Here is a 22,362-nt window from a genome sequence, read left to right as displayed (position 1 = left end):
GTCATCCTTTAGGCTAAATGGCTAAACTCGCCAATAAAGACTCACCCAATGAAGAGACCGCCGTTACGCGCGCCTCACGCCCTTGCGCCTGGTAATCCAGGTGAATTTCGACATCCGGGTCAGGCAGTACACCCGCGCCTTGTTGCGGCCATTCCACCAGGCAGATGGCATCGTTAGCGAAGTAATCGCGGATCCCCATAAATTCGAGCTCCTCAGGATCCGCCAGGCGGTACAGGTCGAAGTGATACACCATCAGATTTTCGAGGGTGTAAGGCTCCACCAGCGTATACGTTGGGCTTTTGACATTGCCGCGGTGGCCAAGGGCCTGTAGAAAACCGCGGCTGAAGGTGGTTTTACCCGCGCCTAAATCGCCATACAGATAGATAACCGTCGCGCCGGTACAGGCCTGCGCTACGCGGTTGCCAAGGTCTAATGTCGCCTGCTCGTCGGGTAAAGGAATCACACGGTTAATCATGGTCTAGGTCAATCACATCCGGGTTAACAACACGCCTGAGCGTGCAAAAAAGATCGGTCGCCAGCATCCCACGGGCGCCATCTCTGGCGGCCAGTCGGTCTGCGGCTTCGCCGTGCGCCACGCAGCCTGCGCAAGCGGCATCATACGGGGTCAGCCCCTGTCCCAACAGCGCGGCGATAATGCCGGTGAGCACATCGCCCATCCCGCCGCTGGCCATTCCGGGATTACCGGCATCAATGATACCGATTTCACCCGCGTTATTCGCCACTACGGTTCCTGCGCCTTTTAGCACCACCACGCCGCCATACCGTTTTACCAGACGTTGTACAGAATGTAAGCGATCGCTTTCAACTTCTGCCACGCTGATATTCAATAAACGGGCGGCTTCGCCAGGATGCGGGGTTAACACGCGATTGTGACGTTTATCGGGATTGATTGCCAGCAGGTTCAACGCGTCGGCATCCCAGACCATTGGTTTGCGAAAATTCTCTACCTGCCGCAGCGCCGCTTTCCCCCATTCGCTTTGCCCAAGACCGGGGCCAATCGCCACGACATCCGCCCACTCCAGGCTCTCGGTAAGGGTGTCGCCGTTCAGCTCATGAACCATCAATTCCGGCCTGGCAGTCACGATCCCCGCGATATTTTCCGCCCTGGTCAGCACGCGTACTAAACCCGCGCCGGCACGCAGCGCGGCCTCACCCGCCATACGAATGGCGCCAGCGGTGCCGCGATCGCCGCCGATAATCACCAGCCGACCATGCGAGCCTTTATGCGACGTCGGGCGACGCGGCGGCAGCCATCCTGCCAGCTGCGCTGCGGAAAAACGACGAATAGCGGTGTTTTGCCCGGAAAGCCAGCGCTCCAGGCCGAGTGCATGATGATGTAAGCGCCCGACGACGTCGCGGGCATTGCCGGTCAGCAGTCCAGGTTTTAGCGCGATAAACGTCAGGGTATGGGCGGCGTGAATCGCCGCGCCAGGCGTCGCGCCGGTTTGCGCGTTCAGCCCGGAGGGGATATCAAGCGCAATAACCGGCGCGGGATAGGCGTTCGCCAGTTCAATCAGCCCGGCGACGTTAGCGCGCGGCGCGCTATGCAGGCCGGTGCCGAGCAGCCCGTCAATAATCAATGAGATATCATCCGGCCAGGCGCTATCGGCGGCGTGGATGACGCCGCCGGCATTGAGCCACTCTTCCCGCGCGGCCTGCGCCTCTTCCGGCAGCGGCTTATCGCTTTCCAACGCCAGTAGCGTTACCGCGATGCCCTGCGCCTGCGCCAGCCGCGCGACGACATAGCCGTCGCCGCCGTTATTGCCGTGGCCGCAAAGAATCAACCAGTGCTGGCTGGCGGGATAAAGGCTTCGGGCCAGTTGAAACGCCGCCTCGCCGGCACGCCGCATCAATTCAAAAAGCGTCAGCCCGAGACTATCCGCCGCCTCTCTTTCCGCCTGGCGCAGCGTCTCCGCTGGCCACACGATGTGTGGTATACTGTCAGGGTTTTTCGTCATTGTATGGTCCATCATGTCACAGCCCCTCGATCTCAATCAGTTAGCGCAGCAAATCAAACAATGGGGCACCGAGCTTGGCTTCCAGCAGGTCGGTATTACCGATACCGATCTCAGCGCCAGCGAACCTAAACTACAGGCATGGCTGGATAAACAATACCATGGCGAAATGGAATGGATGGCTCGCCACGGCATGATGCGCGCCCGGCCGCATGAACTGCTGCCCGGTACGCTACGCGTGATTAGCGTGCGCATGAACTATCTGCCCGCCAATGCTGCTTTCGCCAGCACTCTGAAAGATCCCACGCTGGGTTACGTCAGCCGTTATGCCCTGGGGCGTGATTATCATAAGCTGCTACGTAACCGCCTGAAAAAACTCGGCGAGATGATTCAGGAACAGTGTGCTTCGCTCAATTTTAGACCGTTTGTCGATTCCGCGCCTATCCTGGAGCGGCCAATCGCTGAAAAAGCGGGCCTTGGCTGGACAGGTAAGCACTCACTTATCTTAAGCCGCGACGCCGGATCGTTTTTCTTCCTGGGCGAGTTGCTTATCGATCTGCCACTGCCGATAGACCAGCCGGTTGCCGAAGAGTGCGGGCGTTGTATCGCCTGTATGACTATCTGCCCCACCGGCGCCATCGTCGAACCCTATACCGTTGACGCACGGCGCTGCATCTCCTATCTGACCATCGAGCTGGAAGGCGCTATCCCGGAAGAATTTCGTCCGCTTATCGGCAACCGTATTTACGGCTGCGATGATTGCCAGTTGATTTGTCCGTGGAACCGTTTTTCGCAGCTTACCGATGAAGAGGACTTCAGCCCGCGTAAAGCGCTACATGCGCCGCAGCTGATTGAGCTGTTCGCCTGGAGCGAAGCCTGGTTTCTGAAAGTCACCGAGGGGTCGGCGATACGCCGTATCGGCCACTTACGCTGGCTACGCAATATCGCCATCGCGCTCGGTAATGCTCCCTGGAATGAAGCCAATCTGGCAGCGCTGGAAAGTCGCCGAGGTGAGCACCCACTTCTCGATGAACACATCGAATGGGCGGTTGCGCAGCAGATAGAAAAGCGAAATGCCAACGTTGTCGAAGTGCAGTTGCCGCAGAAACTACGCCTGGTCCGGGTGGTCGAGAAAGGATTGCCGCGCGACGCCTGATTCATTCACAGGCTGTGAATAAAAACAAAAAAACATTGCGTTTCAACGGGCAGACGTACGTCAAGTGATCGAATTAACAGTTTGAAATGAAATTTAAATGTTAAATTTCAATCAGATACAATAATACTATTTACAAAGTGAAGCATTTGTCGCGCAGTCAGCCAAACGACAGCCTGTGGATAACTCTGTTTACAGTATTTTTGGATAGGTAATGAAAATCATCCCCGGCGCGATTTCGCACTGTGGATAAATTGGATAAAGGAAGAAATTTGGAGCGGGAAACGAGACTCGAACTCGCGACCCCGACCTTGGCAAGGTCGTGCTCTACCAACTGAGCTATTCCCGCTTACATCGGTTTTCAATTTACCTGCTGGCAACCTGAAAACTATGCTTTGGTATGGTGTGTCTTTCAAATTTTGGAGCGGGAAACGAGACTCGAACTCGCGACCCCGACCTTGGCAAGGTCGTGCTCTACCAACTGAGCTATTCCCGCTTACATTGGTTTTCAATCTACCTGTCGGTAACCTGAAAACTATGTTTTGGTATGGTGCTGCTTTCAAATTTTGGAGCGGGAAACGAGACTCGAACTCGCGACCCCGACCTTGGCAAGGTCGTGCTCTACCAACTGAGCTATTCCCGCGTTACTGCTTTTTTGCCATATTTCGATGGCGTCGTAATTTGCATTTCTGCGTCGTTACGGGAGGCGCATTATACGAGAATTCGATTCACCTGCAACCCCCTGGCGAGCACTTTTTTTCGTTTTTTGTTTGAATGGACATTTTCTCGCCACACAGCCCACTGAATTGTATAAATAACCGCCATAATTAGCAAAATATCTTTTTCCCCCCGCGCGAATGGCGCAAAATCGCCCGCATGACACCGCGGTGGCTATCCGCGAAAAGGTCCACCATGACGACTATCAGGGATTCAGAATGAAAAAAGCGCTTTCCGTCCTGCTGCTGACCACATCAATCATCGGAACAGCTTCTGCCGAGACGCTCCATTTTGGCACCACAACCGCCAATCCGCCGTTTGAGACCGTCAAAGGCAAAGGCCAACCTACGGGTTTTGACATTGATTTGGCCAATGCGCTGTGTAAACAGATGCAGGCGGAATGTAAATTCACGCCGCAGCGCTTTGATACGCTCATCCCGGCGCTACGCTTTAAAAAGTTCGACGCTATTATCGCCGGCGTTGAAGTATTGCCGATGCGTGAAAAGCAGGTCGCCTTCACTCAGCCTTATCGCCAGGAGCTCTCCGGGGTGGTAGTCACGGCAAAAGACGCCGCCCACGGGTTTGCCGACCTGCAGGGTAAAAAGCTCGCCGTGGTCAAGGGCAGCGTTCATCAGCGTTATCTACGCGATAAACAAAAAGGCATTCAAACCGTCGCCTTTGGCAGCGATAGCGAGGCGCTGACGGCGTTGAAAAGCGGCGAAGTCGACGGCGCGATCGGCGATTTAGCGACGATGGACCAGTGGCTGGCGGATAATCCTGATTACGCCGAGATGAAAGAGCGCGCCACCGACCCGGCCTACTACGGCAAACAATATGCCATCGCGGTACGCAAAGACGACCCGGAGTTGCTTAAGCAGATTAATGACGCGCTGGAGGTCGTGAAGGCGTCGCCGGAGTTCCAGCAGATGGAACAAAAGTGGTTTAATTAACGCAGTAAAACGACGAGGCCATGGTGGCCTCGTTTATGCTTCAGAGCTTAATAAAATGCTCGCGATAATAGGCCAGTTCGGCGACGGATTCGCGGATATCGTCCATCGCCTGGTGAGTGCCCTGCTTTTTAAAGCCATCAAGGATTTCCGGCTTCCAGCGGCGCGCCAGCTCTTTTAGGGTGCTGACGTCGAGATAGCGATAATGGAAGTAAGCTTCCAGTTCCGGCATATATTTGAACAGGAAGCGGCGGTCCTGACCGATGCTGTTGCCACAAATTGGCGATTTCCCCGCCGGCACCCACTGCTTGAGAAACTCAATAGTGGCCAGTTCCGCTTCGCGGTCGCCCACGGTACTGGCCTTCACGCGATCGACCAGCCCGCTGCCGGTATGAGTGCGCACGTTCCATTCGTCCATTAGCGCCAGCTGAGCATCAGACTGGTGCACGGCAATGGTCGGGCCTTCTGCCAGAATATTAAGATTCGCGTCGGTGACCAGGGTGGCGATTTCGATAATGCGATCGCGCTCGGGATCCAGCCCCGTCATCTCAAGATCGATCCAAATCAGGTTGTTTTCATCTGCACTCATGCTATTTTCCACCCTTCTTGCGTGACTATATTCATCTAAAATAGCGTGTATCATAGAGGTTTTGCCCCATCAGGGCGACCAGGAGCCAGTTCGATTGAGTAAAAATAAGCTCTCCAAAGGCCAGCAGCGCCGCGTTAAGGCCAACCACCAGCGCCGCCTGAAAACGACTTCGGAGAAGGCCGACTACGATGACAACCTGTTTGGCGAGCCTTCTGAAGGTATCGTCATCAGCCGTTTTGGTATGCATGCCGATGTCGAATCCGCGGATGGCACGACCCACCGCTGCAACATTCGCCGGACCATTCGTTCTCTGGTAACTGGCGACCGCGTGGTCTGGCGGCCAGGCAAAGACGCCGCCGACGGGGTCAACGTCAAAGGCATCGTCGAAGCGGTGCATGAACGCGTCTCGGTGCTGACGCGCCCGGACTTTTACGACGGCGTGAAGCCTATCGCGGCAAATATCGACCAAATCGTGGTGGTTTCGGCCATTTTACCCGAACTGTCGCTCAATATTATCGACCGCTATCTGGTGGCCTGCGAAGCGCAGAATATCGAACCGCTGCTGGTACTGAATAAGATAGACCTGCTGGACGAGGAGGGTATGGCTTTCGTCAATGAGCAGATGGATATCTATCGCCAGATCGGTTATCCGGTATTGATGGTGTCCAGCCATACTCAGGACGGCCTGAAGCCGCTTGAAGAGGCCCTGACCGGGCGCATCAGTATCTTTGCCGGCCAGTCCGGGGTGGGTAAATCCAGCTTGCTGAACACGCTGCTGGGACTGCGGGATGAGCAAATCCTGACGAACGACGTCTCTGATGTGTCAGGGCTCGGCCAGCACACCACCACCGCCGCACGTCTTTATCACTTCCCGCACGGCGGCGATGTGATTGACTCCCCAGGCGTGCGCGAGTTCGGCCTGTGGCATCTTGACGCGGAACAAATCACCAACGGCTTTGTCGAATTCCATGATTATTTAGGCCATTGCAAGTATCGCGACTGCAAGCACGACACCGACCCAGGCTGCGCCATTCGCGAAGCGGTAGAAAAAGGCGCTATCGCCGAAAGCCGTTTCGCCAACTATCACCGCATCCTGGAAAGTATGGAACAGGTGCAGGTAAAAACGCGTAAAAGCTTTTCATCAACCGACGACTGACATTTAAGCTGTCGTCGCTAAACGTAATCGCTTTGCCGGCAAGACGGCGCGGATACAATTCGCTGAAGTTTACGTATAGAATCGTCCCCCTTTTCAGTACCCCGCGCCAAAGCGGGGTCAGGAACGACAATTAACGGCCTGGAGGCTACCTTGTTAAACTCGTTTAAACTCTCACTGCAATACATTCTGCCTAAACTGTGGCTCACCCGCCTCGCAGGCTGGGGGGCAAGTAAACGAGCAGGCTGGCTGACTAAACTGGTTATCGATCTGTTCGTCAAATACTACAAAGTCGATATGAAAGAGGCGCAGAAGCCGGATACTGCCGCTTACCGCACCTTCAACGACTTCTTCGTCCGCCCGCTGCGTGACGATGTTCGCCCGCTGAACACCGATCCCAACGTGCTGGTAATGCCGGCTGACGGCGTTATCAGCCAGCTTGGCGCTATCGAAGATGACAAAATTCTGCAGGCCAAAGGCCACAATTACACCCTGGAGGCCCTGCTGGCGGGTAACTACCAGATGGCCGACCTGTTCCGTAACGGTAGCTTCGCCACCACTTATCTGTCGCCGCGCGACTATCACCGCGTGCATATGCCGTGCAACGGCATCCTGCGCGAGATGATCTATGTCCCAGGCGATCTGTTCTCGGTCAACCACCTGACGGCGCAAAACGTACCGAACCTGTTTGCCCGCAACGAGCGCGTTATCTGCCTGTTCGATACTGAATTCGGTCCAATGGCGCAGATTCTGGTCGGCGCAACGATTGTTGGCAGCATCGAGACCGTCTGGTCCGGCACCGTGACGCCGCCGCGGGAAGGTATTATTAAACGCTGGACCTGGCCTGCAGGCGAAAGCGAAGGCTCCGTTGCGCTGCTGAAGGGCCAGGAGATGGGCCGCTTTAAGCTGGGCTCAACGGTGATTAACCTGTTTGCGCCAGGCCAGGTGAAGCTGGTTGAACAACTGCAAAGCCTGTCAGTCACCAAAATCGGCGAACCGCTGGCGACGTCCGTAGAAGCTGATATCTCCGTGGAACCTGCGCCGTTGCCGGAAGAAGAGATCCGCGCCGAACACCGCGCCAGCCCGCTGGTTGACGATAAACAAGACGAAGGTTAATTCCGGACGACAAAGGGTTACGCCGTGCGCCTGATATACACTTTTCTGTTGGCCTTGAGCCTCAGCTTCGGGGCGTACGCAGCGACGGCCCCTGACGTCAAACAAATTACCCAGGAACTGGAACAGGCGAAGGCGGCGAAACCCGCCCAGCCTGAAACCGTCGAAGTCCTGCAAGCCGCGCTGAATGCGCTGGAGGAGCGCAACGCCTCCGTTGAGCGCGCTCGCCAGTACCAGGACGTTATCGATAATTTCCCCAAACTGTTTCAAACGCTCCGCGCTCAGTTAGCGAATGTCAGCGAAACGCCGCACCAGGTACCTACCGCCCTCACCGCCGACGCGCTGAATCAGGAGATCCTGCAGGTCAGCAGCCAACTGCTGGAAGCCAGCCGCCAGGCGCAGCAGGAGCAGGATCGGGCGCGGGAAATCGCCGACTCCCTTAATCAATTACCACAGCAGCAAACCGACGCCCGCCGCAAGCTTAATGAGATTGAACGTCGCGTCGGCGCGCAGCCCGGCAATACGCCGCTGGCGCAGGCGCAAAATCTCGGTCTGCAGGCGGAATCCGCGCGTCTGAAAGCGCTGGTCGACGAGCTGGATCTGGCCCAACTCTCCGCTAACAACCGCCAGGAACTGTCGCGCATCCGCTCTGAGCTGGCGCAGAAACAGAGCGAACAGCTCGATGCCTACCTGCAGGCGCTGCGTAATCAGCAGAACAGCCAGCGCCAATGCGAAGCGGAAAAGGCGCTGGAGAGCACCGAGCTGCTGGCGGAAAACAGCGAAAACCTGCCGCCGGGGATCACCGACCAGTTCAAAATTAACCGCGAACTATCGCAGGCGCTTAATCAGCAGGTTCAGCGCCTGGATCTGGTGGCCTCGCAGCAGCGGCAAGCAACCAATCAAACGCTCCAGGTGCGCCAGGCGCTGAACACCCTGCGCGAACAGTCGCAGTGGCTGGGATCATCGAATCTACTCGGCGAAGCGCTACGCGCCCAGGTCGCCCGTCTGCCGGAGCGCCCGCGCCCACAGCAGTTAGATACTGAAACGGCCCAGCTGCGCGTACAGCGCTTGCATTACGAAGACCTGCTCAGCAAGCAGGCGCAGCTACGGCTGATTCGCCAGGCCGACGGCGAGCCGCTCACCGCGGAACAAAACCGCATCCTGCAGGCGCAGCTGCGTACCCAGAGCGAGCTGCTTAACTCGCTTCTACGCGGCGGCGATACCTTGCTGCTCGAACTGACGAAACTGAAAGTCGCCAACGGCCAGTTAGAAGACGCGCTGAAAGAGATTAACGAAGCAACCCACCGCTATCTGTTCTGGACCTCGGACGTCAGCCCGATTGGCTTCTCCTGGCCGCTGGAAGTGGTGCAGGATCTGCGTCGTCTGATCTCGCTTGATACCATCAACCAGCTCGGCAAGGCCAGCGTCATGATGCTGACCAGCAAAGAGACGCTGTTCCCGCTGTTTGGCGCGCTGGTGCTGGTGGGCTTCAGTATCTATTCGCGACGCCACTTTACCCGCTTCCTTGAGCGCTCCAGCGCGCGGATTGGCAAGGTGACGCAGGATCACTTCTGGCTGACGCTGCGTACCGTGTTCTGGTCAATTCTGGTGGCATCTCCGCTGCCGGTATTGTGGATGACGCTCGGCTATGGATTGCAGGCGGCCTGGCCCTTCCCGCTGGCGGTCGCCATTGGCGACGGCGTGACCGCCACCGTGCCGCTGCTGTGGGTGGTGATGATTTGCGCCACCTTCGCCCGGCCGAATGGATTGTTCATCGCCCACTTCGGCTGGCCGCGTAACCGCGTCGCCAAAGCCATGCGCTACTATCTGATGAGCATCGGGTTGATCGTACCGCTGATTATGGCGCTGATCATGTTCGATAATCTCAACGACCGTGAATTCTCGGCCTCTCTGGGCCGCCTGTGCTTCATGCTGATATGCGGCGCGCTGGCGCTGGTTACCTTGAGCCTGAAGCACGCCGGGATCCCGCTGTATCTTGATAAAGCAGGCGACGGCGAGAACATGGTGAACCGTCTGCTGTGGAACCTGCTGCTCGGCGCGCCGCTGATCGCGATGCTGGCGGCGGCGGTGGGCTATCTTGCCACCTCGCAGGCGCTACTGGCGCGACTGGAAACCTCGGTCGCCATCTGGTTCCTGCTGTTGGTGGTTTACCATATTATTCGCCGTTGGATGTTGATTCAGCGTCGGCGTCTGGCCTTCGATCGCGCCAAACACCGCCGTGCGGAAATCCTCGCCCAGCGCGCCCGCGGCGAAGAAGATACCGCCCACTCCACCAGCACCGAAGGTTCGGTCGAAGCGGAAGTCAGCGAAGTCGACCTCGACGCCATCAGTACCCAGTCCCTGCGCCTGGTCCGCTCGCTGCTGATGCTAATCGCCCTGCTGTCGGTGATTATTCTGTGGTCGGAAATTCACTCGGCATTCGGCTTCCTCGAAAATATCTCGCTATGGGATGTGACCTCCACGGTACAGGGCGTCGAAAGTCTTGAACCCATTACTCTTGGCGCCGTCCTGATCGCCATTCTGGTGCTGATTATCACCACCCAGCTGGTGCGCAATCTCCCGGCGCTGCTGGAGCTGGCGATTCTGCAACATCTGGATTTGACGCCGGGTACCGGCTACGCCATCACCACCATCACCAAATATCTGTTGATGCTAATTGGCGGGCTGGTCGGCTTCTCGATGATTGGTATTGAGTGGTCGAAACTGCAGTGGCTGGTGGCGGCGCTCAGCGTCGGTCTTGGTTTTGGTCTACAGGAAATTTTCGCCAACTTTATCTCCGGCCTGATCATCCTGTTTGAAAAACCGATCCGTATCGGCGATACGGTCACTATCCGCAGCCTGACCGGTAGCGTGACGAAAATTAATACCCGCGCCACCACCATCAGCGACTGGGACCGTAAAGAAATCATCGTGCCGAACAAAGCGTTCATCACCGAACAGTTCATCAACTGGTCGCTGTCGGATTCGGTCACTCGCGTGGTGTTGACTATCCCGGCGCCCGCGGAGGCCAATACGGAAGAGGTCACGCAGATTCTGTTGACCGCCGCTCATCGCTGCTCGCTGGTGATTGATACCCCGGCGCCGGAAGCGTTTCTCGTTGACCTGCAGCAGGGGATTCAGATTTTCGAGCTGCGTATTTACGCCGCCGAGATGGGTCACCGTATGCCGCTGCGTCATGAGCTGCATCAGCTGATTCTGGCGGGTTACCGCGCACACGGCATCGACATGCCGTTCCCACCGTTCCAGATGCGCCTGGAAAGCCTGGATGGTCTGCGCAGCAGCCAGCCGCTGAACTCAGCGGGTAAAAGCAGCCGTACGCCAGGAAGTTTGTAAGCACTAACTAGCCCGGTGAGCGCTTCACCGGGCATTCTCTTTCTTAACCCTCCGCCAGCGCTACCTGTACCGCCGTTCTCTGACGATAGTTCTCGTAGATCCCTAGTGCCAACAGCGAGAAGAAAATCGGCCCGCCGACCATCCACAGCGTACTGTTCCAGTCACCGGAATCCATCACCGGCTGAATAACGGTAAAGATATTGGCGAACGCTACCACCAGTACCACTATCGTCGTCGCCAGCAGCGTGCTCACCCGGCTTTTAAACATCACAAATGGACGATCGAGATCGGCTTTGGCCTTAAAGAACGGGAACGCGATCGCCAGGAACAGATACGGCAAGGTCATCGAGACGTTAGCCATCAGCGTTAGCTTGTTATAAAACGCTGAAGCGGTATCGCCGCCGAAAGAGACCAGCAAAATAAACAGACTCACCAGCAGACACTGCAGCCACATGGCGTTAGCCGGCATGCCGTTAGCGTTAACTTTGGTCATCATCGTCGGCCACAGCGCTTTCGGCGTCCCCTGAATGATCGCCTTCAGCGGCGAATAGCTCAGGGTGAAGAATGCGCCGGTATAGGCAAGGAACATCGACAGCCCGGTAATGCGCGCAAACCATACGCCGGTCAGCGCCGCCGCCTGCGGCGACAGATGAAGCGCTTGTCCAAGCGTCGCGCCGAGGCTGGTCATCAACACGTAGGTGATATTGCCAAGGTTGGTACTGTGGTTGCTCAAGACCTGCTGCCAGTTGGCGCTGACGCCCCACAGCACAATAGCCAGCGAGTAACCGATCGAAATCACCAGCGCGGCGATAATAATGCCTTTGGCAAAGTTCTTTTCCGGCTTCTCGGTTTTATCCACCAGCCCGCCAACCGCTTCAATCCCGCCATAGGCGAAAATGGCGAACACCACGAAAGACAGCATCGCCAGCCCGGATTGATATCCCGGGTTCGGCGACGCGGTGAAATCCAGCGATTGTGCGAAATGGCCGCCGTTCAGCAGCAGAATCGCCCCGCTCACCAGCAGCAGTACCAGATTAAGGCACATCACCGCGATGCCGCCCACGGCGGTAATTTTGGCAATCTTATTTATCCCTTTCGCCGCCACCAGCGTCACCAGCACCATCCAACAGGCGGCCAGTACGCCGACGGTTTGCGTCGAGGTTAAGCCGGCAAAAGCCCAGCTCTGGGTTTTATCCGCGCCGAAGAGAAAGGTCGAAAACGGGACCCAAATTTTCGCCGCGGTACTGACCATCCACACCACATAGGATGAAAACCACATAAAGGTGCCAATAAATGCAAAGCGCGGCCCGACGCTACGGTTCATCCACGAATAGATCCCGCCCTCTTCCTTACGATAGGCCGAGCCCATCTCCGCCATCATTAAGGCAAAAGGAATAAAGAAAAACAGCGCCGAGAAAAGATAAAACGGCATTGCGCTATAACCCATCAGATAAAACGCCGAAGGGCTGTTGGCAAAGCCAAACACCGAAGTGAAGATCATTAATATCAGCCCAATCAGGCTCATCTTCTTGATTTGTTGAGGCATAAATCGATCCAAACGTGAGCGTCGCCGAACAACGTCGCCAGGTAAGCAGAAATTGAACGCAGATCCTAGCAATAATCCAGTTTGAAATTGTGGTTATTAGGGCTAATGCAGCGGAGAGAACTGTAAAAATCTTTGAATGAAGGGGATAACGCTAACGGCGGGAAACGGCTTCCCTCTCCTCATGAAAGGGAAGCGTAATTAATCAGGCGCGATCGACGGTGAATGAGATCACTTCGCCGATGGTCTCTACACCTAACGCCAGCATCACCAGGCGGTCTACACCCAGCGCGACGCCGGAACAATCCGGCAGTCCGGCTTCCAGCGCGGCCAGCAGGTTATAGTCGATGGGCTGCTCCGGCAGGCCGCGGGCCGCACGTTTGCGGTTGTCCTGCTCAAAACGCTGCTGTTGTTCGCGTGCGTCGGTCAGCTCGTGGAAGCCGTTCGCCAGCTCCATCCCCTTGTAGTAGACCTCAAAGCGCTCGGCGACGCGGTGATCTTCGGTGCTGATCTGCGCAAGCGACGCCTGGCTTGCCGGGAAGTGATAGACGAAAGTCGGACGTTCTTTACCGATGTGCGGCTCTACACCCATGGCGAACAGCAGCTGCAACAGCGTATCGCGATCTTCTTCCGTATCAGCGATATTGCTGAGATCGAGCTTTGCCGCCACTTCACGCAGCTGGGTTTTGTCTGCCGACAGCGGATCGATCTCCAGATAGCGCTGGAAGGCCTGTTGATAAGAGAGGCTTTCTGCAGGCTGGCACTCGAGCACCTGCTGCAGTAAATCGTCAACTTCGTTAATCAGACGGTACATGTCGTAGCAGGGACGGTACCACTCCAGCATGGTGAACTCTGGGTTGTGGTGGCGGCCCATCTCTTCATTGCGAAAGCTACGGCACAGTTGGAAAACCGGCCCGCATCCGGCGGCCAGCAGCCGCTTCATGTGGTATTCCGGGCTGGTCATCAGATACAGATTCAGACCCTGAGAGTGGCCGGGGCCGACGAAACGGGTTTCAAACGGGAACATGTGGATATCGGTCACCGTTGCCTGACTCATACAAGGCGTTTCCACCTCCAGCACGCCGCGGTCGGTAAAGAAACGGCGAATTTCCGCCATTACAGCCGCACGTTTTAACAGATTTGGAATGGATGCGCTCGGCTGCCAGGTTGCCGTCTCGCTCATGGTACTTTTCTCCGATTTCATACAAGGGCACGAAGTCTACTCGCAACCGTCGAGTGAAACAAATTTTGTGCAATCCGGCGGCGATATTACATCCTGATAATTTATTGCTAACTTACTTGCATAAATAAAATTGATAAATCAGCGCACGGATTGATAAAAAAATCGAACGCGTCAATTTTCCCCAACATCCCTATGGCTATACTCATTTACCTATAAAGGAGCAGTGATACTTTTTCGCCAGCCCGGCGGCGAAATACACAAAAACTGGAGGAATGTCGTGCAAACTTTTCAAGCCGATCTTGTCGTCATTGGCGCAGGCGGAGCAGGTCTTCGCGCAGCCATCGCCGCTGCGCAGGCTAATCCAAAAGCCAAAATCGCACTGATTTCAAAAGTCTATCCAATGCGTAGCCATACCGTCGCCGCCGAAGGCGGTTCTGCGGCGGTCGCGCAGGATCACGATAGCTTTGAATACCATTTTCACGACACCGTCGCCGGCGGCGACTGGCTCTGTGAACAGGATGTCGTAGACTATTTCGTACACCACTGCCCCACGGAAATGACCCAGCTTGAGCTGTGGGGCTGCCCGTGGAGCCGCCGCCCGGACGGCAGCGTCAACGTTCGCCGCTTCGGCGGGATGAAAATCGAACGTACATGGTTCGCCGCCGATAAAACCGGCTTCCATATGCTGCATACCCTCTTCCAGACCTCCCTCCAGTTCCCGCAAATTCAACGTTTCGACGAGCACTTCGTGCTGGATATTCTCGTCGATGACGGCCAGGCCCGCGGCCTGGTGGCAATGAATATGATGGAAGGCACGCTGGTGCAAATTCGCGCCAATGCGGTCGTCATGGCTACCGGCGGCGCTGGCCGCGTCTATCGCTATAACACCAACGGCGGCATCGTCACCGGCGATGGCATGGGCATGGCGCTGGGCCACGGCGTCCCGCTGCGCGACATGGAGTTCGTCCAGTATCACCCAACCGGCCTGCCGGGTTCGGGGATCCTGATGACCGAAGGCTGCCGCGGCGAAGGCGGTATTCTGGTGAATAAAAACGGCTACCGCTACCTGCAGGATTACGGTATGGGGCCGGAAACGCCGCTCGGCGAGCCGAAAAACAAATACATGGAACTCGGCCCGCGCGATAAAGTCTCTCAGGCCTTCTGGCACGAGTGGCGCAAAGGCAACACCATTTCGACGCCGCGCGGCGACGTGGTTTATCTCGACCTGCGCCATCTTGGCGAGAAGAAACTGCTTGAACGCCTACCGTTCATCTGCGAACTGGCGAAAGCCTATGTCGGCGTCGATCCGGTAAAAGAGCCCATTCCGGTGCGTCCGACCGCCCACTACACGATGGGAGGCATCGAAACTGACCAGCAGTGCGAAACCCGCATCAAGGGCCTGTTCGCCGTCGGCGAATGTTCCTCCGTCGGTCTCCATGGCGCCAACCGTCTGGGATCCAACTCGCTTGCCGAGCTGGTGGTCTTTGGCCGCCTTGCCGGTGAGCAAGCCATGCAGCGCGCGATGGCCGCGGGCGAAGCTAACAACGCGGCGCTGGATGCGCAGGTCAACGACGTTGAAAACCGTCTTAAAGACCTCGTTAACCAGCAAGGCAATGAAAACTGGGCCAAAATCCGCGATGAAATGGGTATGTCGATGGAAGAAGGCTGCGGTATCTATCGCACGCCGGAGCTGATGCAAAAAACCATCGATAAGCTGTCCGAGCTGCAGGAGCGCTTTAAGCGCGTGCGTATCACCGACACCTCCAGCGTATTCAATACCGACCTGCTCTACACCATTGAGCTGGGCCATGGTCTCAACGTCGCCGAATGTATGGCGCACTCCGCTATCGCGCGTAAAGAGTCCCGCGGCGCTCACCAACGTCTCGATGAAGGCTGTACTGAACGCGACGACGTCAATTTCCTCAAGCATACGCTGGCCTTCCGTGAGGCCGACGGCAGCACGCGTCTGGAGTATGGCGATGTGAAGATCACCACTCTGCCGCCGGCTAAACGCGTGTATGGCGCCGAAGCGGAAGCCGCTGAGAAGAAGGAGACGACCCATGGCTGACATGAACAAACTGAAAATTGAAGTGGTGCGCTACAACCCGGAAGTCGATACCGCGCCGCACAGCGCTTTCTATGAAGTCCCCTACGACGAACAAACCTCGCTGCTCGACGCGCTGGGCTATATCAAAGACAACCTCGCGCCGGATTTAAGCTACCGCTGGTCGTGCCGCATGGCGATCTGCGGTTCTTGCGGCATGATGGTCAACAAGGTGCCAAAACTGGCCTGTAAAACCTTCCTGCGCGACTATACCAAAGGGTTGAAGGTAGAAGCGCTGGCCAACTTCCCGATCGAGCGCGATCTGGTGGTCGATATGACCCACTTTATCGAAAGTCTGGAAGCGATTAAGCCGTATATCATCGGAAATAACCGCACGCCGGAGCAGGGGCCGAATAAGCAGACTCCCGCGCAGATGGCGAAATACCATCAGTTCTCCGGCTGCATCAACTGCGGTTTGTGCTATGCCGCCTGTCCGCAATTTGGTCTGAACCCGGAGTTCATCGGCCCGGCGGCGATCACCCTCGCCCATCGCTACAACGAAGACAGCCGCGACCACGGCAAAAAGGAACGTATGGCGCAGCTTAACGGCCAGAACGGCGTGTGGAGCTGTACGTTTGTCGGCTTCTGCTCCGAAGTTTGCCCGAAGCATGTCGATCCGGCGGCCGCCATTCAGCAGGGCAAGGTAGAAAGTTCGAAAGACTTCCTGATCGCCACCCTGAAACCACGCTAAGGAGTGCACTATGACGACTAAACGCAAACCCTACGTGCGGCCCATGACCTCCACCTGGTGGAAGAAGCTGCCATTTTATCGCTTCTATATGCTGCGTGAAGGGACGGCGGTGCCGACGGTCTGGTTCAGCATCGTGCTGATTTACGGCCTGTTCGCCCTTAAGCACGGCGCCGAAAGCTGGGATGGCTATGTGGCATTCCTGCAAAACCCGATTGTGGTGATCCTCAACCTGATCACCCTGGCAGCGGCGCTGCTGCACACCAAAACCTGGTTTGAGCTGGCGCCGAAAGCCGCCAACATCATTATTAAAGGCGAGAAAATGGGGCCTGAGCCGCTGATTAAAGGGCTGTGGGCGGTAACGGCGCTGGTTAGCATCGTGATCCTGTTTGTCGCGTTGTTCTGGTAAGGAGGCTGATATGATTAATCCCAATCCAAAACGTTCCGATGAACCGGTGTTCTGGGGGCTGTTTGGCGCAGGCGGCATGTGGGGGGCGATTATCGCGCCGGTGATGGTGCTACTGGTCGGCATTCTGCTGCCGCTGGGACTCGCCCCTGGCGATGCTTTCAGCTACGAACGCGTTTACGCCTTCGCCCATAGCTTCATCGGCCGCCTTTTCATCTTTCTGATGATTGTTCTGCCGCTGTGGTGCGGCCTGCACCGTATCCACCATGCGATGCATGATCTGAAAATCCACGTACCGAACGGCAAATGGGTCTTCTATGGCCTGGCGGCGATTTTAACCGTCGTTACCCTGGTCGGCGTGTTATTTATCTGATGCGACATCTCGCCCGGTAGCAATCTGTTACCGGGCTCGCTTATCGACAAAATCTCCCTACTTTTTTCCTGCCGCTATCTACACTTAGAGAAAAAGCGGTAAGGAAGGTACCTATGCGTCTGCTGCCAGTGTTAACCGTGGTTATCGCGTCGTTGCTGAGCGTTGCGTGCAGCAATCCCGTTCCTCCCGCTGGCGTGACCGTGGTCAGCCCATTCGAAAGCCAACGCTTCCTCGGCACCTGGTATGAAATAGCCCGCTTCGATCATCATTTCGAAAGCGGACTGGAAAAGGTTACGGCGACTTACAGCCTGCGCGGCGATGGCGGCATTGATGTGGTCAATAAAGGTTATAACCCTGACCGCGGCATCTGGCAGAAAACAGACGGCGTGGCCTGGTTCACCGGCGATCCGAACCGCGCGGCGCTAAAAGTCTCGTTCTTCGGCCCTTTCTATGGCGGCTACAACGTGATTGCGCTGGATAAAGAGTACCGCCATGCGCTGGTTTGCGGGCCGGATCGCGATTACCTGTGGCTACTGGCGCGTACGCCGAAGATTTCGCCGCAGGTAAAACAGCAGATGCTGGATATCGCCACCCGGCAGGGCTTCGACGTGAGCAAACTGATTTGGGTTAACCAGCGCTATTAATGTGCGCTGATTTTCAGCCCGATAATGCCGATGACAATACAAGCCAGGCTTGCGATACGCATCGGGCTTGCGGATTCACCCAGCAGCACGATGCCGGTTATCGCTGCGCCTACGGCGCCGATCCCGGTCCACACCGCATAGGCGGTACCCACCGGCAGTGATTTCATCGCCCACGATAGCAGCGCCATACTGACGACCATAGCGGCGATGGTAATCACGCTTGGCAGCAGACGGCTAAACCCATGGGTGTATTTGAGGCCGACGGCCCACACGACTTCCAGCAAACCGGCGATAAAGAGAATGATCCAGGACATATGGCTCCAGTAATGGGGCCGTCCCCGAATGAGATACGCTCACGGGTCGTCCCGCAAGGTGGTTGAAAACGCCGGGATTATAAACAACGGCGCCGTGAATGTGAAGACCGGTACGGCGCGAGGCCGTACCGGTAATGTTTAATTCTGAGCTTTGGTCGCCGCACCAGAGATAGCGCTGCCGCCGTCAGAAATGTCTTCACCGATACCACGCGTGGTGTTACATGCGGTGAGCACGGAGGAAAGGACCAAAACAGTAAAGAACGCCGCAATCGTTTTTTTCACCATAATATCATCCTTATAAACAGTTTTTGTTTTCTTGCCCTATAAGCATAGCCAAACTGATTCAAAATGAAGGGATAGTCGCGTTTTTTAAGAGAAAAAGAGGTTCAGGCTGAACTGCGCAAAATGAATTGCAGGGAAGGCAGATGAAATGAGACTAGCTGACGGCGTGAGAAATCGCGTGCCCTAACCCCTGGATATCTTCGCCAAAACCGCGGGCGGTATTACATCCAGTAAGCAGCGCGCCGCTGAGCAGCAGCAATATGAGAAATTTGAGCGTCCGGTTCATGTTAATCCTGACATGAAACTGGAGGCGCAGCAGCATGGCTGCGCCCACCGTCTCACAGCATGAATTACTTCACGCGAGATACGTATTCGCCGGAGCGGGTATCTACTTTGATGACTTCGCCAATCTGAACGAACAGCGGAACTTTAACCACAGCGCCAGTGGACAGAGTCGCCGGCTTGCCGCCAGTACCTGCGGTGTCGCCTTTCAGACCTGGATCGGTTTCAACGATTTCCAGTTCAACGAAGTTCGGCGGCGTGACAGCGATAGGCTGACCGTTCCACAGGGTCACGATGCACTCAGCCTGATCCAGCAGCCATTTCGCGTTGTCGCCGATAGCTTTAGCATCAGCGGACAGCTGTTCGAAGGTTTCGTTGTTCATGAAGTGCCAGAACTCACCATCGTTGTACAGGTAAGTCAGGTTCATATCGACAACGTCCGCGCCTTCTGCAGAGTCGGTGGACTTGAACGTTTTTTCTACACGGGTGCCGGTCAGCAGGCGACGCAGCTTAACGCGTGCGAATGCCTGACCTTTACCTGGTTTAACGAATTCACTGGCTTCAACCGCATACGGTTCACCATCCATCATGATTTTAAGACCAGCACGAAAATCGTTGCTATAGTAAGTCGCCATAAGGCCCTCTGAAATTGTTTAACTTGGTAGCTAAGCCACAAAATGGCGCATATTGTAACCCTAAATACCCCATCCAGAGAAGATTGGATCACGCAACTTGCCGATGTTGTGACCAGTCCCGATGAACTATTGCATCTTTTAGATCTGGAAACAGATGCAAACCTATTGGCGGGACGTGATGCGAAGCGTCTCTTCGCGCTGCGCGTACCGCGCGCGTTTATTGCACGTATGGAAAAGGGCAACCCAAACGATCCCCTTCTTCGTCAGGTACTTACCGCACAAGAAGAGTTTGTTGCCGCCCCTGGTTTTTCCACCGATCCGCTGGAAGAACAACACAGCGTTGTACCAGGCCTGCTGCATAAATATAGCAACCGGGCGCTATTGCTGGTGAAAGGAGGCTGTGCGGTCAACTGCCGCTACTGCTTCCGCCGCCACTTCCCCTATGCCGAGAACCAGGGCAATAAACGCAACTGGCAGGCAGCGCTCGAGTACATTGCCGCCAATCCACAGCTTGATGAAATTATTTTTTCCGGCGGCGATCCGTTGATGGCCAAAGACCACGAACTGGATTGGTTACTGACGCAACTGGAAGCTATCCCGCATATTAAACGGTTACGCATCCATAGCCGCTTGCCGATTGTCATTCCGGCGCGGATCACCGAAGGGCTGGCGGCTCGCTTTAACGCCTCCTCGCTGCAGATCCTGTTGGTTAACCATATCAATCATGCCAATGAGATCGGCCCGGAATTTCGGGCGGCAATGGCGCTGCTACGGCAAGCGCGCGTGACGCTGCTCAACCAAAGCGTCCTGCTGCGCGGCGTTAACGACAACGCACAAACCCTGGCGGACCTCAGCAACGCGCTGTTCGATGCCGGGGTGATGCCCTACTACCTGCACGTGCTTGATAAAGTCCAGGGCGCAGCCCACTTCATGGTCGAAGACGAGGAGGCCCGGGCAATCATGCGTAAGCTATTAACGCTGGTATCCGGATATATGGTGCCAAGGCTGGCACGTGAAATCGGCGGCGAACCGAGTAAAACGCCGCTGGATTTAGGTTTAAAGCAACAAAACTAAGTTTTTCTGCCGGCCCTGTCCGGCAGATACTTAAATGACAAGTATGTTCGCCTGGCAAATAAAAGATATAACATTTTTCACCAGCGTTATCCAGAAAGCGGTGTTTGCTTAACATTTATAATTATATATACGCGTATCTATTAAATGATGCGCTAATAGAGCATCTAAAAAAGCAGTGAAAGTATATTAGTTGCGACCATAACAATAAACATCACCACGATCCATTTAGGTAATTTAAACGTAGTTCCTCTGCGACTTTCGCTTCGATTAGCATTAACGGTATTTTTAACTTCGTACATTTCGCTCTCTATGCTCTCCCTATCACTTGCAGAATCATCTACATTCGTTGATGGGCTCGCTATTATCTCTTGCGTTGTGGTAACTGGAGTGATTACCGCATCCGTGGCAAGGATAAACCCGCGCTGCCTGACGGTAATAATGATATCCTGAGATAGTCCGGCCTTTACCAGTGATTTTCTGAGCAATGAGATATTTTGATAAAACGTGTTTTGCGCAACTATTACCCCCCTTGTTTTCCAGACAGTTTCCAGAAATTCCTCACGTGAAATGATCCTGCCATTACTTTCTATTAGCAACAATAAACAACGCGCCGTTGGTCCATTTAAGTTAACGGTAGTGCCATTTTCATTAACAGTTCGCAACTCACTCATATTCACGTCAAAAATAACTTCATCATTAATGATGAATTCACTAAATGCCATAATGTCTTCCCTTTTTCATTAGCTATGTGAAATAAACATGAAATTAATGAAATCCCATCTTTAATGTTGCGCGAATAGCCTTGAACAGGCCTGCTATTAGATGGCTTCACATATCAATCATTGAGTCTCGATTTTGCATCAAAGATAAGACTAACATGATATTTAAACTGAATGGAAGCCAGAGATACCGCACAACATTCATCGAATCAACGCTATCACTTATAGTTCGAATAAAAATGTGAATCGTTCCTTTAGTCATTAAAAAGATTATTCAATTAAAATTCACATGCATTTTCACCAACGGCGAATTAGATTCCTCAGTGCTCCCGTCTTAAGCTAAATGCAGGCTAACACCTGCTTATTAGCGTAAGGGACAACAAGGAGTACAGAGATGGGATAGTGTAGTTCTTGGGGCAATTATTGGATTATTAGACCAACCAATAATTAGCAATTAGAGCGATATCTATTTCAAGGATTACGTATTTATACATGGACAAATAAATGAAAAAAACAATCGTAGCTGTAATGGTTGCTGCATCTGCAGTTCTGAGTGCTCAGGCAATGGCCGCTAACACTGCTGAAGTGACCGTTCTGGGTGAAGTCAATGATTCCTCCGCTTCTTGCGTAGTCACCCCGACTGGTACTCTGAACAACGGCATCGTTCGTCTGACTTCTGTTACCACCAGCGAAGCGAACGCTCAGGCTGCAAACACCCTTTTCAAAAGCCAGAAGTTTGGTTTTGATGTTTCTGATTGCGCCCAAGGCAGCAAAGATCCGGCAACTGGCCTGACTGTTGCTGTTACTGGTACCACCAGCAGCAACGCGACCATTCTGGACAACACCGCTGACGACGGCGCTGCCGGTATCGGTATCGGTATCGCGAAAGTCAGCGATGGTTCTCGCGTAGCCTTCGATGGTTCCCAAACCATGTCCGAAACCTACACTGACGGTTCCGTCACTTCCCTGAACTACTACGCTGGTTATGTGAAAGTAAATGCCACAACTGCTGTAACCGAAGGTCCGGTTAAAGGCGTTGCAACCTTTACTATCGATTACACCATCTAATTCTATTTTAGAGGGCTCGCCGTCTGGCGAGCCCTTTTTCCGTTT

General features: G+C 55.0%; 22 protein-coding genes and 3 tRNA genes. 12 read left to right on the top strand and 13 right to left on the bottom strand.

Features of this window, described 5'->3' with window-relative positions; genetic code table 11:
• Window positions 1-13: 13 nt before the first annotated feature.
• Complete coding sequence (gene tsaE, locus PGQ95_RS17365) at window positions 14-475, bottom strand: tRNA (adenosine(37)-N6)-threonylcarbamoyltransferase complex ATPase subunit type 1 TsaE (protein WP_430918846.1); 462 nt, start codon at window positions 473-475, stop codon at window positions 14-16.
• Window positions 468-1,979, bottom strand: coding sequence for a bifunctional ADP-dependent NAD(P)H-hydrate dehydratase/NAD(P)H-hydrate epimerase (gene nnr, locus PGQ95_RS17360; RefSeq protein ID WP_183269110.1), 1,512 nt, complete (start codon window positions 1,977-1,979; stop codon window positions 468-470). Before nnr ends, tsaE begins: the two co-directional genes overlap by 8 nt.
• Window positions 1,980-1,992: 13 nt before the next feature.
• Here nnr and queG point away from each other — a divergent pair, with 13 nt between their 5' ends.
• Window positions 1,993-3,132 (top strand): tRNA epoxyqueuosine(34) reductase QueG, encoded by a 1,140-nt coding sequence (gene queG / locus PGQ95_RS17355; protein WP_430918844.1) that lies wholly within the window; start codon window positions 1,993-1,995, stop codon window positions 3,130-3,132.
• A 270-nt stretch (window positions 3,133-3,402) separates the two neighbouring features.
• Here the strand turns inward: queG and PGQ95_RS17350 are convergent.
• The 3 genes from PGQ95_RS17350 to PGQ95_RS17340 form a co-directional block, all read right to left on the bottom strand.
• A tRNA-Gly gene (locus PGQ95_RS17350) sits at window positions 3,403-3,478 on the bottom strand.
• Window positions 3,479-3,549: 71 nt separating this feature from the next.
• Window positions 3,550-3,625 (bottom strand) — tRNA-Gly (locus tag PGQ95_RS17345).
• 71 nt (window positions 3,626-3,696) lie between these two features.
• Window positions 3,697-3,772: transfer RNA gene (locus PGQ95_RS17340), tRNA-Gly, on the bottom strand.
• A 292-nt stretch (window positions 3,773-4,064) separates the two neighbouring features.
• On the opposite strand from PGQ95_RS17340, the gene PGQ95_RS17335 reads away from it, so the two are divergent.
• On the top strand, window positions 4,065-4,796 hold the full coding sequence (locus PGQ95_RS17335; protein WP_411325518.1) for an arginine ABC transporter substrate-binding protein: 732 nt from the start codon (window positions 4,065-4,067) through the stop codon (window positions 4,794-4,796).
• Between the two features lie 40 nt (window positions 4,797-4,836).
• Here the strand turns inward: PGQ95_RS17335 and orn are convergent, their stop codons facing one another.
• On the bottom strand, window positions 4,837-5,382 hold the full coding sequence (orn, locus tag PGQ95_RS17330) for an oligoribonuclease (RefSeq protein WP_015704162.1): 546 nt from the start codon (window positions 5,380-5,382) through the stop codon (window positions 4,837-4,839).
• A gap of 94 nt (window positions 5,383-5,476) precedes the next feature.
• Between orn and rsgA the strand changes: the two genes are divergently transcribed.
• The 3 genes from rsgA to mscM all read left to right on the top strand — a co-directional run bounded on the left by rsgA (window position 5,477) and on the right by mscM (window position 11,002).
• Window positions 5,477-6,538, top strand: coding sequence for a small ribosomal subunit biogenesis GTPase RsgA (gene rsgA / locus PGQ95_RS17325; protein WP_087859205.1), 1,062 nt, complete (start codon window positions 5,477-5,479; stop codon window positions 6,536-6,538).
• Between the two features lie 150 nt (window positions 6,539-6,688).
• A complete protein-coding gene (gene asd / locus PGQ95_RS17320; RefSeq protein WP_430918842.1) occupies window positions 6,689-7,651 on the top strand; it encodes an archaetidylserine decarboxylase in 963 nt (320 codons plus the stop codon).
• A 24-nt stretch (window positions 7,652-7,675) separates the two neighbouring features.
• Complete coding sequence (mscM, locus tag PGQ95_RS17315; protein WP_430918839.1) at window positions 7,676-11,002, top strand: miniconductance mechanosensitive channel MscM; 3,327 nt, start codon at window positions 7,676-7,678, stop codon at window positions 11,000-11,002.
• 43 nt (window positions 11,003-11,045) lie between these two features.
• On the opposite strand, the gene yjeM is transcribed toward mscM, so the two are convergent.
• Both yjeM and epmA read right to left on the bottom strand, forming a co-directional pair.
• Complete coding sequence (gene yjeM, locus PGQ95_RS17310; protein WP_087859208.1) at window positions 11,046-12,548, bottom strand: glutamate/gamma-aminobutyrate family transporter YjeM; 1,503 nt, start codon at window positions 12,546-12,548, stop codon at window positions 11,046-11,048.
• Window positions 12,549-12,750: 202 nt separating this feature from the next.
• The gene (epmA, locus tag PGQ95_RS17305) at window positions 12,751-13,728 is read right to left on the bottom strand and encodes an elongation factor P--(R)-beta-lysine ligase (protein WP_015368646.1); all 978 of its coding nucleotides are present in this window, start codon (window positions 13,726-13,728) and stop codon (window positions 12,751-12,753) included.
• A 277-nt stretch (window positions 13,729-14,005) separates the two neighbouring features.
• Here epmA and frdA point away from each other — a divergent pair, with 277 nt between their 5' ends.
• The 5 genes from frdA to PGQ95_RS17280 all read left to right on the top strand — a co-directional run bounded on the left by frdA (window position 14,006) and on the right by PGQ95_RS17280 (window position 17,943).
• Window positions 14,006-15,796 (top strand): fumarate reductase (quinol) flavoprotein subunit, encoded by a 1,791-nt coding sequence (gene frdA, locus PGQ95_RS17300; protein WP_430918837.1) that lies wholly within the window; start codon window positions 14,006-14,008, stop codon window positions 15,794-15,796.
• Window positions 15,789-16,523 (top strand): succinate dehydrogenase/fumarate reductase iron-sulfur subunit, encoded by a 735-nt coding sequence (locus PGQ95_RS17295; RefSeq protein WP_430918835.1) that lies wholly within the window; start codon window positions 15,789-15,791, stop codon window positions 16,521-16,523. Before frdA ends, PGQ95_RS17295 begins: the two co-directional genes overlap by 8 nt.
• A gap of 10 nt (window positions 16,524-16,533) precedes the next feature.
• Window positions 16,534-16,929 carry a fumarate reductase subunit FrdC gene (gene frdC, locus PGQ95_RS17290; protein ID WP_045362549.1) on the top strand — a complete coding sequence of 132 codons (396 nt, stop codon included), beginning with the start codon at window positions 16,534-16,536 and terminating at the stop codon, window positions 16,927-16,929.
• A gap of 10 nt (window positions 16,930-16,939) precedes the next feature.
• On the top strand, window positions 16,940-17,299 hold the full coding sequence (gene frdD, locus PGQ95_RS17285) for a fumarate reductase subunit FrdD (RefSeq protein ID WP_015368650.1): 360 nt from the start codon (window positions 16,940-16,942) through the stop codon (window positions 17,297-17,299).
• A gap of 113 nt (window positions 17,300-17,412) precedes the next feature.
• The gene (locus PGQ95_RS17280; protein ID WP_047046300.1) at window positions 17,413-17,943 is read left to right on the top strand and encodes a lipocalin family protein; all 531 of its coding nucleotides are present in this window, start codon (window positions 17,413-17,415) and stop codon (window positions 17,941-17,943) included.
• On the opposite strand, the gene sugE is transcribed toward PGQ95_RS17280, so the two are convergent.
• The 4 genes from sugE to efp form a co-directional block, all read right to left on the bottom strand.
• Entirely contained in the window at window positions 17,940-18,257 is a 318-nt protein-coding gene (gene sugE, locus PGQ95_RS17275) for a quaternary ammonium compound efflux SMR transporter SugE (protein WP_015368652.1), read from the bottom strand. The two genes, PGQ95_RS17280 and sugE, sit on opposite strands and share 4 nt — an antisense overlap.
• Before the next feature lie 138 nt (window positions 18,258-18,395).
• Window positions 18,396-18,542 (bottom strand): lipoprotein toxin entericidin B, encoded by a 147-nt coding sequence (gene ecnB, locus PGQ95_RS17270; protein ID WP_015368653.1) that lies wholly within the window; start codon window positions 18,540-18,542, stop codon window positions 18,396-18,398.
• A 151-nt stretch (window positions 18,543-18,693) separates the two neighbouring features.
• The gene (locus PGQ95_RS17265) at window positions 18,694-18,825 is read right to left on the bottom strand and encodes an entericidin A/B family lipoprotein (protein ID WP_087859224.1); all 132 of its coding nucleotides are present in this window, start codon (window positions 18,823-18,825) and stop codon (window positions 18,694-18,696) included.
• A 64-nt stretch (window positions 18,826-18,889) separates the two neighbouring features.
• On the bottom strand, window positions 18,890-19,456 hold the full coding sequence (efp, locus tag PGQ95_RS17260) for an elongation factor P (protein WP_003855940.1): 567 nt from the start codon (window positions 19,454-19,456) through the stop codon (window positions 18,890-18,892).
• 42 nt (window positions 19,457-19,498) lie between these two features.
• On the opposite strand from efp, the gene epmB reads away from it, so the two are divergent.
• On the top strand, window positions 19,499-20,530 hold the full coding sequence (epmB, locus tag PGQ95_RS17255; RefSeq protein WP_113374739.1) for an EF-P beta-lysylation protein EpmB: 1,032 nt from the start codon (window positions 19,499-19,501) through the stop codon (window positions 20,528-20,530).
• Window positions 20,531-20,694: 164 nt separating this feature from the next.
• Here epmB and PGQ95_RS17250 read toward each other — a convergent pair whose 3' ends face one another.
• Complete coding sequence (locus PGQ95_RS17250; RefSeq protein ID WP_087859212.1) at window positions 20,695-21,252, bottom strand: winged helix-turn-helix domain-containing protein; 558 nt, start codon at window positions 21,250-21,252, stop codon at window positions 20,695-20,697.
• A gap of 501 nt (window positions 21,253-21,753) precedes the next feature.
• Between PGQ95_RS17250 and PGQ95_RS17245 the strand changes: the two genes are divergently transcribed.
• Window positions 21,754-22,317 carry a fimbrial protein gene (locus PGQ95_RS17245; RefSeq protein ID WP_113374738.1) on the top strand — a complete coding sequence of 188 codons (564 nt, stop codon included), beginning with the start codon at window positions 21,754-21,756 and terminating at the stop codon, window positions 22,315-22,317.
• Window positions 22,318-22,362 lie beyond the last annotated feature (45 nt).

This window comes from Klebsiella sp. 141240, assembly GCF_050600805.1.
Taxonomy (GTDB): Bacteria; Pseudomonadota; Gammaproteobacteria; order Enterobacterales; family Enterobacteriaceae; genus Klebsiella; species Klebsiella aerogenes.
Note: the sequence above shows the minus strand (reverse complement) of the source record. Positions and strands in the feature narration are given on the sequence as shown.